Annotated in this window: 14 protein-coding genes; 6 read left to right on the top strand and 8 right to left on the bottom strand. The window is 60.3% G+C overall.

Annotation, left to right across the window (positions count from 1 at the left end):
- The first annotated feature begins 208 nt into the window (after window positions 1–208).
- Window positions 209–1,663: a TrkH family potassium uptake protein gene (locus DYL61_RS03280; RefSeq protein ID WP_135307183.1), complete on the top strand. Its 1,455-nt coding sequence runs from the start codon at window positions 209–211 to the stop codon at window positions 1,661–1,663.
- Here DYL61_RS03280 and DYL61_RS03275 read toward each other — a convergent pair.
- Window positions 1,620–2,678: an AraC family transcriptional regulator gene (locus DYL61_RS03275; protein ID WP_135307182.1), complete on the bottom strand. Its 1,059-nt coding sequence runs from the start codon at window positions 2,676–2,678 to the stop codon at window positions 1,620–1,622. The two genes, DYL61_RS03280 and DYL61_RS03275, sit on opposite strands and share 44 nt — an antisense overlap.
- Before the next feature lie 162 nt (window positions 2,679–2,840).
- Here DYL61_RS03275 and DYL61_RS03270 point away from each other — a divergent pair, with 162 nt between their 5' ends.
- The 3 genes from DYL61_RS03270 (at window position 2,841) to DYL61_RS03265 (ending at window position 4,986) form a co-directional block, all read left to right on the top strand.
- Window positions 2,841–3,152, top strand: a complete 312-nt coding sequence (locus DYL61_RS03270) for an Mpo1-like protein (RefSeq protein ID WP_105695457.1) — start codon at window positions 2,841–2,843, stop codon at window positions 3,150–3,152.
- 362 nt (window positions 3,153–3,514) lie between these two features.
- Window positions 3,515–3,685 carry a hypothetical protein gene (locus DYL61_RS31235; RefSeq protein ID WP_167497930.1) on the top strand — a complete coding sequence of 57 codons (171 nt, stop codon included), beginning with the start codon at window positions 3,515–3,517 and terminating at the stop codon, window positions 3,683–3,685.
- 104 nt (window positions 3,686–3,789) lie between these two features.
- Complete coding sequence (locus DYL61_RS03265; protein ID WP_135307181.1) at window positions 3,790–4,986, top strand: MFS transporter; 1,197 nt, start codon at window positions 3,790–3,792, stop codon at window positions 4,984–4,986.
- Here the strand turns inward: DYL61_RS03265 and arfB are convergent.
- The 3 genes from arfB to DYL61_RS03250 all read right to left on the bottom strand — a co-directional run bounded on the left by arfB (window position 4,983) and on the right by DYL61_RS03250 (window position 7,618).
- A complete protein-coding gene (arfB, locus tag DYL61_RS03260; protein ID WP_135307180.1) occupies window positions 4,983–5,396 on the bottom strand; it encodes an alternative ribosome rescue aminoacyl-tRNA hydrolase ArfB in 414 nt (137 codons plus the stop codon). The genes DYL61_RS03265 and arfB overlap by 4 nt on opposite strands.
- 12 nt (window positions 5,397–5,408) lie before the next feature.
- Window positions 5,409–6,092, bottom strand: a complete 684-nt coding sequence (locus DYL61_RS03255; protein ID WP_135307179.1) for a pentapeptide repeat-containing protein — start codon at window positions 6,090–6,092, stop codon at window positions 5,409–5,411.
- Window positions 6,093–6,196: 104 nt separating this feature from the next.
- Window positions 6,197–7,618, bottom strand: coding sequence for an amino acid permease (locus DYL61_RS03250; protein WP_135307178.1), 1,422 nt, complete (start codon window positions 7,616–7,618; stop codon window positions 6,197–6,199).
- 638 nt (window positions 7,619–8,256) lie between these two features.
- On the opposite strand from DYL61_RS03250, the gene DYL61_RS31230 reads away from it, so the two are divergent.
- Window positions 8,257–8,394 (top strand): hypothetical protein, encoded by a 138-nt coding sequence (locus tag DYL61_RS31230; RefSeq protein ID WP_164558414.1) that lies wholly within the window; start codon window positions 8,257–8,259, stop codon window positions 8,392–8,394.
- 73 nt (window positions 8,395–8,467) lie between these two features.
- Complete coding sequence (locus tag DYL61_RS03245) at window positions 8,468–9,427, top strand: CgnE/CgnB domain-containing protein (protein ID WP_135307177.1); 960 nt, start codon at window positions 8,468–8,470, stop codon at window positions 9,425–9,427.
- Window positions 9,428–9,668: 241 nt separating this feature from the next.
- Here the strand turns inward: DYL61_RS03245 and rluB are convergent, their stop codons facing one another.
- The 4 genes from rluB to DYL61_RS03225 form a co-directional block, all read right to left on the bottom strand.
- Window positions 9,669–10,880 (bottom strand): 23S rRNA pseudouridine(2605) synthase RluB, encoded by a 1,212-nt coding sequence (gene rluB, locus DYL61_RS03240; protein ID WP_105523988.1) that lies wholly within the window; start codon window positions 10,878–10,880, stop codon window positions 9,669–9,671.
- 288 nt (window positions 10,881–11,168) lie between these two features.
- Window positions 11,169–12,071 (bottom strand): SMC-Scp complex subunit ScpB, encoded by a 903-nt coding sequence (gene scpB / locus DYL61_RS03235; RefSeq protein ID WP_135307176.1) that lies wholly within the window; start codon window positions 12,069–12,071, stop codon window positions 11,169–11,171.
- A gap of 12 nt (window positions 12,072–12,083) precedes the next feature.
- Window positions 12,084–12,782: a segregation and condensation protein A gene (locus tag DYL61_RS03230; protein ID WP_164365898.1), complete on the bottom strand. Its 699-nt coding sequence runs from the start codon at window positions 12,780–12,782 to the stop codon at window positions 12,084–12,086.
- 120 nt (window positions 12,783–12,902) lie between these two features.
- Window positions 12,903–13,532, bottom strand: coding sequence for an L-threonylcarbamoyladenylate synthase (locus DYL61_RS03225; protein ID WP_058423241.1), 630 nt, complete (start codon window positions 13,530–13,532; stop codon window positions 12,903–12,905).
- Window positions 13,533–13,541 lie beyond the last annotated feature (9 nt).

Here is a 13,541-nt window from a genome sequence, read left to right as displayed (position 1 = left end):
GAAAGCCGCTCATCTGCTGTTTCCTTAACTGACTGGCATTAGGGCTTGCCCCCGATAGCGGTGGGTCAGCCAATACATTCTTCACTGACACACCGCCATCGGAGCAAGCCCCCTCCCACACTTTGCTCAGTATTGCCTGGAAAACCCCGGTTTACATGGCCTGCACCGCAGGTAGAATGGCGCCACTCCTCCACACCCGAGCTCACTCATGGCGTTGCCGACCCTACGCATCATCGGTTTCATCATCGGCATCTTCCTGATCACCCTTGCGATCGCCATGGTCATACCCATGGCCACCCTTGTGATCTTCGAGCGCACCCGCGACTTGCCGTCGTTCCTGTGGGCCAGCCTGATCACTTTTATCGCAGGCCTCGCGCTGGTCATCCCCGGCCGCCCCGAGCACGTGCACCTGCGCCCACGGGACATGTACCTGCTGACGGTCAGCAGCTGGGTGGTGGTGTGTATCTTCGCCGCCCTGCCGTTCTTGCTGACCCAGCACATCAGCTACACCGACTCGTTTTTCGAAAGCATGTCCGGTATCACCGCCACCGGCTCTACCGTATTGAGCGGGCTGGACAGCATGTCGCCGGGCATCCTGATGTGGCGCTCGTTGCTGCACTGGCTGGGCGGCATCGGTTTTATCGGTATGGCCGTGGCAATTTTGCCGTTGCTGCGCATTGGTGGCATGCGCCTGTTCCAGACCGAGTCTTCGGACCGCTCGGAGAAAGTCATGCCCCGCTCGCACATGGTGGCGCGGCTGATCGTGGCGACCTACGTGGGCATTACCATCTTCGGCAGCCTGGCGTTCTGGTGGGCCGGCATGGGCCTGTTCGATGCGATCAACCACGCAATGTCGGCGATTTCCACCGGAGGGTTCTCCACCTCCGATGAGTCCCTGGCCCACTGGAAACAACCGGCGGTGCACTGGGTGGCGGTGGTGGTGATGATCCTCGGCAGCTTGCCGTTTGCCCTGTATGTCGCCACCTTGCGCGGCAATCGCAAGGCATTGATCAAGGATCAGCAGGTGCAAGGCCTGCTCGGCCTGCTGATCGTGACGTGGCTGGTGCTTGGCACTTGGTACTGGTGGACCACTAATCTGCCTTGGCTGGACGCGCTGCGGCATGTGGCGGTGAACGTCACGTCGGTGGTGACGACAACTGGCTTTGCACTGGGGGACTACAGCATCTGGGGCAACTTCTCACTGATGCTGTTCTTCTACCTGGGCTTTGTCGGCGGCTGCTCGGGCTCCACGGCAGGCGGGATCAAGATCTTCCGTTTCCAGGTCGCCTACATCCTGCTCAAGGCCAACTTGAACCAGTTGATTCACCCACGGGCGGTGATCAAGCAGAAGTACAACGGCCACCGTCTCGACGAAGAGATTGTGCGGTCGATCCTGACGTTTTCGTTTTTCTTCGCCATCACCATTTGCGCCATCGCCTTGGCCCTGTCGCTGCTGGGCCTGGACTGGATGACCGCGTTGACCGGCGCTGCCAGTACCGTGTCCGGTGTCGGCCCGGGCCTGGGCGAAACCATTGGCCCGGCGGGCAATTTCGCCAGCCTGCCGGATGCCGCCAAGTGGATCCTGTCGTTGGGCATGTTGCTGGGTCGGCTGGAGATTATTACCGTGTTTGTGCTCTGTATTCCGGCGTTTTGGCGCCACTGACCGCCGACGCTTCCAGCAACCGCGACCGGTATTCGCCGGGCGTGGCATCAAACCAGCGGCGGAACGCGCGGAAGAAGTTACTCGGGTCGGCAAAACCCAGCAGGTAGGCAATCTCCAACAACGTCATGCTCGGCTGCGCCAGGTACTGCTCGGCCAGTTCGCGACGGGTGTCGTCGAGCAAGGTCTGGAAACTCGTGCCCTCCTCCTGCAAGCGCCGTTGCAGCGTGCGCTGGGACAGGTGCAGCGTCTGGGCCACCACTTCGCGCTTGGGCTCGCCCTGGGGCAGCAGGCGACACAGCACCTGCCGCGCCTTGTGGGTCACGCGGCTTTCCGAGAAGCGCGCCAGGTATTCCCCGGCAAATCGATCATGCAGCAGCGCCATGGCCTCATTGGCCGTGGGCAGCGGTGCATCCATGTCGGCGCGCTCGAAAATCAGCGCGTCATAGGGAGCGTTGAACTCCAGCGGCGCATGGAACGCCTGTTTATACGGCGCCAGGTCCGCCGGCTGCTCGCCTTGCAACACGACTTTGCGCGGTTGCAGGGTGCGTCCTGTCAGCCAGCCACACAGCGCCAAGGCACTGGCCAGCGACGCTTCGGCACTTTGCCGGGTGGGCGGCAAATGATCGCCATGCACCGTCAGAATCAGCGCATAGCCCTCAGGTAACAGTCGGAAACTCAGGTCAGCACTTTCGGCAATGATGCGTTGGTAACGCACCAGGCGCATAAAGCCCTCGGCCAGGGTGTTACTGGACATCAGCGCGTAACCGGCCACATGAAACGATGCCGGGCGCACCACCTTGCCCATGTTCAAGCCAATCGCCGGGTTACCCGACAGCTCCACCGCCCGCTGCCACAGCCGCGTCATGGAGTCTTGTGGGAACCGTGCATCGGGATCACTCAGGGCGGCGTAATCCAGGCCCAACTGCTTGAACAGCGCCCGGCAATCCAGGCCGTCCATTTCCAATGCCTTGACTATCCCCATCGCCCAGCTTGCAGAAGTTGTTCGTTCGCTCATGGCGTCTTCTTAAAAAAGCAGGCTTAAAACGGCAGCCAGGAAAGCCAAGGATACTAAAGTGGCATCTATTGTCACTGGCTGTTACCACTGATCACTCTAGACTCAAATAAGCTCCCCGCCGAACATCTGTTGGGCGGCATAACAAGCAGAGGGCCGGTCACCGTGGAAAACGTCAGACAATTCAACAGCTTCGCCGAGTTTTACCCGTATTACCTGGCCGAGCATGCCAATAGCACCTGCCGGCGCCTGCACTTTGTGGGCACCACATTGGTGATCGGTATCCTGGCCTATGCCGTTGGTCGGGGTTCCCTGGGCTTGCTGTTGGCGGTGCCGATTGCCGGTTACAGCTTTGCCTGGATTGGCCACTTCTTCTTCGAAAAGAACCGCCCGGCGACCTTCAAGCACCCGTTCTACAGCCTGTTGGGGGATTTCGTGATGTACCGCGACATGATCCTGGGCAAGGTGCCGTTCTAAGCCTGTGACGTCGTGTCACTTGCGAAAAAACATGAAAGTTCCTACATCCGCCGACATAAAATTCTTTTTGTCATTTGCAGTGCTGTATCCTGCCAAGGCTTTTTGAGAGCGCGGAATCACCTGCGATTGAAAAAACAGACCTTGCGAGGAGCGACGACGATGCACGAGATACCTAATCTCCCCTTCCCAAGCCTGCACCCTACAGAGCAGCCAACACCGCAGCAGGCCAGTGACAAACAGCCTGAGGCCAAAGAAGCAAAACCAGTCGACAGCGAAAGCCAGGACTGACGCCGTACCAGACCGTGTGGAAAGCGCGCCTTTGAGCGCTTTCCACACTGCCTGAATAAATCGAGATACCCGCAATGACCGACACCCCAGATTCTGCCGTACTCGACGCTGCCCTACAGATGGTCGAAGTGTGGAACCGCCTCAGCGCCGACAAACAAGCCCTGCTGCTCAAGCGCTTCGGCACCCAGGAAAACGCCCTGGCCGCGCTGGTCACCACCCAACTGCTGGCGCCTGCGCAGTCCTGATGTCTTTTTGATCTACCCTTTTTAAGTTTTAGCCGCCCGGCCCGGCCTTCGCGCCGGTATCATTAGCAGCCTATCTTTGCCTGCTGCGACAGTGGACCTCTCCCATGCCAGATACCCAGCGCCCCCTAGCGGTCACGCTGCAAGTTGTTTCCATCGTGTTGTTTACCTTTATCGGCTACCTGAATATCGGCATCCCCCTCGCCGTGTTGCCGGGTTATGTCCATAGCCAACTGGGTTATGGCGCAGTGATTGCGGGGCTGGTGATCAGCGTGCAATACCTGGCCACGCTGCTGAGCCGCCCGTATGCCGGCAAGATCATCGATAACCTGGGCAGCAAGCGCGCGGTGTTGATCGGCCTGGCGGGTTGCGGCTTGAGCGGCGTGTTCATGCTGTTAGCGGCGTGGTTTTCCAATCTGCCGGCGGTGAGCCTGGGCAGCCTGTTGATCGGGCGCCTGGTGCTGGGCAGTGCGGAAAGCCTGGTCGGTTCTGGCGCTATTGGCTGGGGGATTGGCCGCGTGGGCGCGGAAAATACCGCCAAGGTGATTTCCTGGAACGGCATCGCCAGTTACGGCGCCCTGGCCGTCGGCGCACCACTGGGCGTGCTGTTGGTGAGGAACTTCGGGCTGTGGAGCATGGGCGTCAGCATCATCTTGCTGGCGATCGTTGGCCTGTTGCTGGCCTGGAACAAGGTCGCCGCACCGATTGTCGCCGGCGTGCGCCTGCCCTTCATGAATGTGCTGGGCCGTGTGTTACCGCATGGCTGCGCGCTGGCGCTGGGCTCCATCGGCTTTGGCACCATCGCCACGTTCATCACCTTGTATTACACCACCCAGCATTGGGATAACGCGGTGTGGGCCTTGAGCCTGTTCGGCGCCAGTTTTATCGGCGCGCGCTTGCTGTTCGGCAACCTGATCAACCGTATCGGCGGCTTTCGGGTGGCGATTGCCTGCCTGTCGGTGGAAGTGCTGGGCCTGCTGCTGTTGTGGCTCGCACCGGACGCCAACTTGGCCCTGGCCGGTGCGGCGTTGAGCGGCTTCGGCTTTTCCCTGGTGTTTCCGGCATTGGGGGTGGAAGCGGTCAACCTGGTGCCCGCTTCCAGCCGGGGTGCGGCGGTGGGGGCTTATTCGCTGTTTATTGACCTGTCCCTGGGGATCACCGGGCCGCTGGCCGGGGCGGTGGCGTCAGGCTTCGGCTTTGCGTCGATCTTCCTGTTCGCGGCCCTCAGTGCCCTGGGTGGTTTACTGCTGAGCGTCTACCTCTATCGCCAGGCACCCAAGGCGCGTGAAGCACGCGGCGACTAAAAGTCGACCTTGCCGCGCCCGGCCTTGATGGTGCCGCGCTTGGTCTTGGATTCGAGCCGGCGCTTTTTCGAGCCCAGCGTCGGTTTGGTCGGACGGCGCTTCTTTTCCACCTTGGTGGCGCTCTGGATCAGCTCCACCAGGCGCTCCAATGCATCCGCGCGGTTTTGCTCCTGGGTCCGATATTGTTGGGCCTTGAGCACCAACACGCCTTCGCTGGTGATACGGCTGTCGCGCAGCGCCAGCAATCGCTCCTTGTAGAACTCCGGCAGCGACGACGCCGGAATATCAAAGCGCAGGTGCACGGCACTCGACACCTTGTTGACGTTCTGCCCACCCGCGCCCTGGGCGCGAATGGCGGTCAGCTCGATCTCGGCATCGGGCAAGTGGACATTGTTGGAAATCACCAGCATCGATCAAAAACCTTAGGCAACGGACAAGCCCAACTCGGACAACAACATCGACGCCTGGGCTTTGGAAATCACGGCGCCTTTGAACAGTTTGGCATCATTGAGGCGAAACCCGCTCAAATCCGCGCCCCGCAGGTCAGCACCGGCGAAATTGGCGCCGTTGATACGGGCGTGGGCCAGGCTGCAGTCGATCAACTCAGCCTTGCGAAAGTCCGCGTCCGACAAGTCACTGTCGGAAAAATCCAGGTTATTCAGCACCGTACGGGCAAACGACAAGCCGGACAAGAACGCACTGTTTAACCGGGTTTCGCTGAAACTCAGCCCCAGGGACGCGCAATGGGTGAAATTGGCACCGGTCAACTTGCAGTGCTCGAAACTGGCCTGGGACAACTTGCTGCGTTGCCAACGGGTGTTGTTCAGGTCGCAGCTGTGGAACTGCGCTTCCAACAGGTTTGCCGCTTCGAAAACCGCATGACTGGCCCGACAGTTTTTCCACTGGGTGCCTTCCAGGCGCGAGCCTAGGAACGAAGTCTGGACCAGAATGCAGCGCTCGAAGACCCAGTGATCCAGCGCCATGCGCGACAGGTCTGCCTCGCTCAGGTCGACGCCGACCAGGCGCAAAGGGCCGGTGTGTTGGGCGATCAGGTCTTCCAGATCATCGCGTTGCAGGGTGCCGCCGTCGATGTCGGTGGGGTGCATGGGGCCTCCAAGCCAGGAGTAATTGAAAACGAGTCGCGAGTCTAACCCGTCACCCCTCACAAAAAACCCGGCAATGTGCCGGGTTTCGTGTTTTCGCGATGTACTTATTTCAATGCCGCATTCGCCGTCGTCAATGCAGCTTCGGCACTGCGCTTGTTCTTGACCCAATAACACACCGCCATAAACGCCACCCACACCGGGATCGCATATACCGACACCTGGATCCCCGGGATCATCAACATGATCACCAGGATAAACACCACGAACGCCAGGCAGATGTAGTTGCCGTACGGGTACCACAGCGCCTTGAACAGTGGCACCTGGCCGGTGCGGTTCATGTGCTGGCGGAACTTGAAGTGGGAGAAGCTGATCATCGCCCAGTTGATCACCAGCGTGGCCACCACCAGCGACATCAGCAGTTCCAGCGCGTGTTGCGGGATCAGGTAGTTCATCAGCACGGCCACCAGGGTGATGGCTGCCGAGGCGAGGATGGAGCGCACCGGTACACCACGCTTGTCGATCTTCGCCAACGCTTTGGGCGCATCGCCCTGCTCGGCCATGCCCAGCAGCATGCGGCTGTTGCAATAAGTGCCGCTGTTGTACACCGACAGCGCCGCCGTCAGCACCACGAAGTTGAGGATGTGCGCGGCGGTATTGCTGCCCAGCATGGAGAACACTTGCACGAACGGGCTGCCGCTATATGCATCGCCAGACGCATTGAGGGTCGCCAGCAGGCTGTCCCATGGCGTCAGCGACAGCAGCACAACGAGCGCACCGATGTAGAAAATCAGGATGCGGTAGATCACCTGGTTGATCGCTTTCGGGATCACCGTGCGTGGCTGGTCAGCCTCAGCCGCCGTGAAACCAAGCATTTCCAGGCCGCCGAAGGAGAACATGATGATCGCCATGGCCATCACCAAGCCGCCCACGCCGTGCGGGAAGAAACCACCGTGATCCCACAGGTTGCTCACCGACGCTTGCGGTCCGCCGCTGCCGCTGACCAACAGGTAGCTGCCCAGGGCGATCATGCCGACGATGGCCACCACCTTGATAATGGCAAACCAGAATTCGGCTTCACCGAACACTTTGACGTTGGCCAGGTTGATCAGGTTGATCAGCACGAAGAACGCCGCCGCCGAGACCCAGGTCGGAATCTCGGGCCACCAGTAGTGCACGTATTTGCCGACAGCCGTCAGTTCCGACATGCCTACCAGGATGTACAAGATCCAGCAGTTCCAGCCCGACAGGAAGCCGGCGAAACCGCCCCAATACTTGTGGGCAAAGTGACTGAAGGAACCGGCCACCGGCTCTTCGACGATCATTTCGCCGAGCTGGCGCATGATCATGAAGGCGATAAAGCCGCAGATGGCATAGCCCAGGATCATCGACGGGCCAGCGGACTTGAGCACCCCGGCCGAGCCGAGGAACAGGCCGGTGCCGATGGCGCCACCGAGGGCGATCAACTGGATATGACGATTTTTCAGGCCGCGTTTCAGCTCGCCTGAAGAGGAATGGGGTCCACTCATGAAAAGGGTCTCACGCAAGGTTTGATGATGTTGAAGCACGTGGCTGCCGTGAATCTCGACTCAAGCAGCGCCGCTCAAACCCCAGCGCAGGCACCAGGAGTACAGCGTCTTTCTAACGGTCATGCGTCACCTGTTTGTTTTTATCTGTGACGAAATCGAACCCGCCGGGCTCATGGCCAGGCGGAGTGATCAGGGTAGGTAAACCCCGAGGTCTTGGCCGTTTGCGTGGGTACGCAAGCAGGGGTCACAGTAAAACGCGGCGCATTGTACACCGCTCGACAGCTTGGGCACGCACCCGAGTGGTGCGTGCGACGAACTGTCAGGTATTTTTTACGCCGCAAGATGCAGCAACAATACGGCGACTTATGCGTAAATTAATCGTTACAGCACGGAAAATGTACGTTACAGCTGTCATCTTTAGGAAAATTGACGGTAGGAAATTTCTCAAAAAACGGCCACTCCAGCTTGCTGTATTTCCTCGATAAAAACCGATCGCGAAAATTCAGAACAAAAAATCCAAATGAAACCGTGTCAATAAATTTTTTGCATTCTGAAACACTCTCTCCTAGGTTCATCCCACTTGCCCAGCGAAGCCCGTTGGCAAGCCAATCCCGAAAACGCCCTCTAGGAGATGCACCATGCAAACACTGGAAAACGATCTGGAAACCGAACTGCAACTCGACGATTGGTTTGAAGCGCCGACCCATGAGGCGGCCGTGGAAATGATGCAAGCCGATGCCGTCGTGCCGTTTGGCACCGCGATGTGGCCGTTCTGATACACGGCAGGCTCCCGGCAGGTGCTGTGCACGGCACCTGCCCCCTTACCCAAGGCACCGAAGGACACCCGTCATGGACAAGGCCCGCGCCGTCGAACATTTTCTCTACTACCTTGCTCACCACCCGGCCCTCAGCGGCCTGAACTGCCCCACTGTGTTGCTGGGCCACACCGAGCGCTACGACGCCATCGCCCAAGCGATCACCCACAGCAGCGCCGCCCGTTTCAATTTCCAGGTGCAGCGCCTGGACCTGGCCAACAGCGACACCCTGGCCCAGGCCATCGAAGCCTGTGACCTGTATCTGTTTTTCTATGATTCCTCGACCCTGCCCAACCCACGCGCCGAAGGCCCGGACTTTATCCGCGCCCTGCAAGGCGTGATGGCTGAGCACTGGAAGAAGTCCCTGCTGTTCAAGGACTACGGCGACTATTTCTACGACACCTTCAGCGTCCCGCCCCAGCGTATCGCCGACCTCAACGCGACGCTGATCCGGCGCATGTCCCAGGCCAATGTGCTGAGCTTTACCGACGCCCACGGCTCACGCCTTGAGGCGCCCCTGAGCAGCATCAAGAAATGGACCAATATCAACGGCGTCGGCAACCACGACCTGGCGCCCGGCGAGATCGCCACCCACAGCGAGGCCATCAATGGCCAGGTGAGGTTTGTCGGCACCTTTCTCAGCACCATTCCCTTTGCACGCAAATATGGCGTGCTGCAATCGCCGCTGGAGCTATGGATCGAAAACTCGACCATTTGCAGCGTGGCCAGCGATGTGCCGGGGTTGGCGGATGATTTCAACAAGTACCTGAATGCCAACCCGTCGAACCGCCGGGTGGAGGAATTGGGCATTGGTACCAATGAAGGGGTCAAGGACCTGTATGCGCGCAATGCCGGATTTGAGGAGCGCCACTGCGGGCTGCACCTGGGCTTGGGAGGCGGGCAGAAAGGCAGTCATCACCTGGATTTGATCTTTGCCAGTGGCGTGTTGGCGCTGGATGACAAGCCGGTGTTTGATGGCACTTTTGCGTTCTGATCAGTGATTTAGAAACCCATGAAGATCCAAATGTGGGAGCGGGCTTGCCCGCGAAAGCGGTGTGTCAGTCGACACAAGTGCAAGCTGACCCACTGCCATCGGGGGCAAGCCCCCTCCCACACTTGGCTCTGTGCCAGGCCTGGAAAGTGACTGCCCCCCTGTTCCCACATTTTTGACCGTATTCCAAGGCATAAAAAAACGCCAACCCTAGGGTTGGCGTTTTTGTGCAGTGCTTAAAAAATCACTGCGGTTTCTTGCGACCAAAACCAGGACGCTGGCCAGAACCGGCCGGGGCGCCACGGCGCTTGCCCGACGGCTCGTCCGCGACCAGTTTCGGGCCTGGGCGCTTGTTCGCCGCAGGTTTGGCCGGACGCTTGGTGCTGGCGTTGTCCGCTGGACGATCCGCTTCACCCCGGTTGCTACGACCGCCGGCCGGTGCAGGACGCGGCGCGCGTGGAGCACGCTCACCTTCCTGACGCGATGGCGCGGTTGGGCGACGCTCGCCTTCGATGTGCGGCTCACGGGAGATACGACCGCCGGTAGCCGGTGCATTCAACGCCGGGCGCAGGGTGCGGGCAACGCGCTCGGTGCGGGCCACAGGGCGCGACGATTTACGCTGCATGCGCTCAAGCTTGTCTTTGCTCTTGGCGTTCATCTGCGGCATGGCCACCGGCGTCAGGCCGACTTCGGCGCTGAGAATGTCGACTTCGTACTGGCTCATTTCGCGCCAGCGGCCCATCGGCAAGTCAGAGTTCAAGAACACCGGACCGAAACGCACGCGTTTCAGGCGGCTGACCACCAGGCCCTGGGATTCCCACAGGCGACGGACTTCACGGTTACGGCCTTCCATCACCACGCAGTGGTACCAGTGGTTGAAACCTTCACCGCCTGGCGCCTGCTTGATGTCGGTGAACTTGGCCGGGCCGTCTTCAAGGACAACGCCCGCCTTGAGACGCTCGATCATCTCGTCATCGACTTCACCACGCACGCGCACGGCGTATTCGCGGTCCATCTCGTAGGACGGGTGCATCAGGCGGTTGGCCAGCTCACCGTCGGTGGTGAACATCAGCAAGCCGGTGGTGTTGATGTCCAGGCGGCCGATGTTGATCCAGCGGCCTTCTTTCGGCTTGGGCATCTTGTCGAACACGGTCGGACGGCCTTCCGGGTCGTCACGGGTGCAGATCTCGCCGTCGGGCTTGTTGTACATGATCACGCGGCGCACCGATTCGGCGGCCTCTTCACGCTTGATGACCTTGCCATCAATGGTGATTGCATCGTGCAGGTCGACGCGCTGGCCGAGAGTGGCCTCAACGCCGTTGACCTTGATGCGCTTCTGGGTGATCCAGGCCTCAACGTCGCGGCGCGAGCCCACGCCGATACGCGCCAGCACCTTTTGCAGTTTTTCGCCTGCTGGGCCGATTTCCTGGCTGTCGTTCTGGTCTTTGTCGTTCATCTTAAGCACCTCCCGGTGGGTCGATTCAGGCGTGGCCTGAAGAGTGTTGAAAGCGGGGTCTTGGCCGAATAGGTCGGCGAAGGGTCGCGAATCATACGCGGATGGCGTGGATTGCGCATCAGAGACTAGTCGATAAAGGCACAGGTGTTACTTTTTCCGCCGACCGGTGAGCCTACACAGGTCAAAATGTGGGAGGGGGGCTTGCCCCCGATGGCGGTGTATCAGTTGAATAAGAGGCTGACTGACACACTGCAATCGGGGGCAAGCCCCCTCCCACATTGAGATGAGTCAGTCTTCAAATTGGCGGCGTTCGGCCTCGATGGCTTCGGCCAGGGCACGGGCTTCGTCTTCTTCGTCGCTCAGGGGTGGCTGTTCCAACGCTGCGACAGCGGCCAGGAGTTTTTCGCGGGCTTCGGCTACCCCCAGGATATCGTCCTCGAGCTCGGTGCTTTCCGGGGCCTCAGGCTCCGCAGCCCCCTCACGCAACAAATCATCAAAATCAGTCTTGATCCCCTGCTCCATATCATCCAGCTCCAACAACAACGTATGGAAGCTGGTCTCATCCTTCGGCTCTTCCGGCTCTGCACTGGCATCGGCCAGTTCCTGCAAGCCTGCGGGCACCGGGGCGTCGTCGAAGTCGAGCACCGGCTCGGCTTCCATCTCGCGCAGTTCGGCGAGCGGCGGCAGGTCGTCGAGGTTCTTCAGGTTGAAGTGGTCGAGGAACACCTTGGTGGTGGCAAACATCGCCGGTTTGCCGGGCACGTCGCGGTAGCCGACGATGCGGATCCACTCGCGCTCCAGCAGCGTCTTGACGATATGACTGTTGACCGCCACGCCCCGCACATCCTCGATCTCGCCCCGGGTGATCGGCTGGCGATAGGCGATCAGCGCCATGGTTTCCAGCATGGCCCGGGAATAACGCTGCGGGCGCTCTTCCCACAAACGGCCGACCCACGGGGAAAATTTCTCACGGATCTGCAGGCGATAACCCGATGCCACTTCCCGCAGTTCAAAGGCACGGCCTTCGCAAGACTTGCGCAGGATCTCCAGCGCCTTCTTGAACACCGGCGGTTCAGGGCGCTCGGCTTCTTCAAACAGTTCGAACAGGCGCTCCAGGGACTGGGGTTTACCCGAGGCCAGGAGAAAGGCTTCCAACAGTGGAGCCAGTTCGCGGGGTTCAGTCAGATTCATCGGTTCAGCTCTTTATTCGGCTCGCGCCCGCACGTGGATAGCCGCAAAAGGCTCATTCTGGACCAGCTCGACCAAGGACTCCTTGACCAGTTCGAGGATCGCCATAAAGGTCACCACCACCCCCAGGCGCCCTTCTTCGGCGGTGAACAGCTCGACAAACGGTACAAAACCGCCGCCCTTGAGGCGTTCCAGTACATCACTCATGCGCTCGCGGGTGGACAGCGCCTCGCGGCTGACCTGGTGGCTTTCAAACATGTCGCCACGGCGCAGCACCTCGGCCATGGACATCAGCAATTCTTCCAGGCTTACATCCGGCAACAACTTGCGCGCACGGGCCTCGGGGGCGTCGAGCTTGGGCACCACCACATCACGGCCGACACGGCTCAAGCCATCGATCCCTTCGGCCGCGGCCTTGAAGCGCTCGTATTCTTGCAGACGCCGGATGAGTTCGGCGCGGGGGTCGTCTTCCTCGGCCTCCACTGTTTCCGAACGCGGCAGCAGCATGCGCGACTTGATCTCGGCGAGCATGGCGGCCATTACCAGGTACTCGGCGGCCAGCTCCAGGCGCACCGACTGCATCAGCTCGACGTAGCCCATGTACTGGCGGGTGATTTCCGCCACCGGGATATCGAGGATGTTGATGTTCTGCTTGCGGATCAGATACAGCAGCAAGTCCAGCGGGCCTTCGAAGGCCTCCAGGAAGACTTCCAGCGCATCCGGTGGAATGTAAAGGTCCAGGGGCATTTCCATGACCGCCTGGCCATAGACCATGGCGAAGGGCAGCTCCTGCTGCGCGCCGGCCTGGGGATCCACGGTTTCCACAGCCGACATTCAGGCCTCGACCATAAACGGGGCCGGGTCGCCGCAACCCACGCGGATCACTTCGGGCTCGCCGTCGGCCAGGTTGATCACGGTGGAGGCTTTGCCGCCGCCAAAGCCGCCGTCGATGATCAGGTCCACCTGTTTTTCCAGGAGTTGGCGCATCTCGTACGGATCTTCCAGCGGCTCGGTGTCGCCGGGCATGATCAGCGACACGCTCATCAGTGGTTCACCCAGTTCTTCCAGCAACGCCAGGGCGATGGGATGCTCCGGCACCCGCAGGCCGATGGTGCGCTTCTTGGGATGCAGCAGCAGGCGCGGCACTTCGCGGGTGGCGTTGAGAATAAAGGTGTAGGGCCCCGGCGTGTGGGCCTTGAGCAGGCGGAAGGTGCCGGTGTCGACCTTGGCGAACAGCCCCAATTGGGACAGGTCGCTGCAAATCAGGGCGAAGTTGTGCTTGTCATCCAACTGACGCAGGCGCCGTACACGCTCCACCGCGCCCTTGTCGCCGATCTGGCAACCAATGGCGTAGGAAGAGTCCGTAGGGTAGATCACCACGCCCCCGGCGCGAATGATCTCCACGGCCTGTTTGATCAGGCGCGCCTGGGGATTTTCCGGATGAATCTGGAAGAATTGACTCACGTGCTCTAC

The sequence above is a fragment of the Pseudomonas nabeulensis genome, from assembly GCF_004682045.1.
GTDB classification, from domain to species: Bacteria; Pseudomonadota; Gammaproteobacteria; order Pseudomonadales; family Pseudomonadaceae; genus Aquipseudomonas; species Aquipseudomonas nabeulensis.
Note: the sequence above shows the minus strand (reverse complement) of the source record. Positions and strands in the feature narration are given on the sequence as shown.

What these genes read in the sequence shown, in the direction of transcription:
- DYL61_RS03280 (WP_135307183.1), top strand. Translation starts at nt 209, where the DNA reads ATGGCGTTGCCGACCCTACGCATCATCGGTTTCATCATCGGCATCTTC.
- DYL61_RS03275 (WP_135307182.1), bottom strand. Translation starts at nt 2,678, where the DNA reads ATGAGCGAACGAACAACTTCTGCAAGCTGGGCGATGGGGATAGTCAAG.
- DYL61_RS31235 (WP_167497930.1), top strand. Translation starts at nt 3,515, where the DNA reads ATGACCGACACCCCAGATTCTGCCGTACTCGACGCTGCCCTACAGATG.
- DYL61_RS03265 (WP_135307181.1), top strand. Translation starts at nt 3,790, where the DNA reads ATGCCAGATACCCAGCGCCCCCTAGCGGTCACGCTGCAAGTTGTTTCC.
- arfB (WP_135307180.1), bottom strand. Translation starts at nt 5,396, where the DNA reads ATGCTGGTGATTTCCAACAATGTCCACTTGCCCGATGCCGAGATCGAG.
- DYL61_RS03255 (WP_135307179.1), bottom strand. Translation starts at nt 6,092, where the DNA reads ATGCACCCCACCGACATCGACGGCGGCACCCTGCAACGCGATGATCTG.
- DYL61_RS03250 (WP_135307178.1), bottom strand. Translation starts at nt 7,618, where the DNA reads ATGAGTGGACCCCATTCCTCTTCAGGCGAGCTGAAACGCGGCCTGAAA.
- DYL61_RS31230 (WP_164558414.1), top strand. Translation starts at nt 8,257, where the DNA reads ATGCAAACACTGGAAAACGATCTGGAAACCGAACTGCAACTCGACGAT.
- DYL61_RS03245 (WP_135307177.1), top strand. Translation starts at nt 8,468, where the DNA reads ATGGACAAGGCCCGCGCCGTCGAACATTTTCTCTACTACCTTGCTCAC.
- rluB (WP_105523988.1), bottom strand. Translation starts at nt 10,880, where the DNA reads ATGAACGACAAAGACCAGAACGACAGCCAGGAAATCGGCCCAGCAGGC.
- scpB (WP_135307176.1), bottom strand. Translation starts at nt 12,071, where the DNA reads ATGAATCTGACTGAACCCCGCGAACTGGCTCCACTGTTGGAAGCCTTT.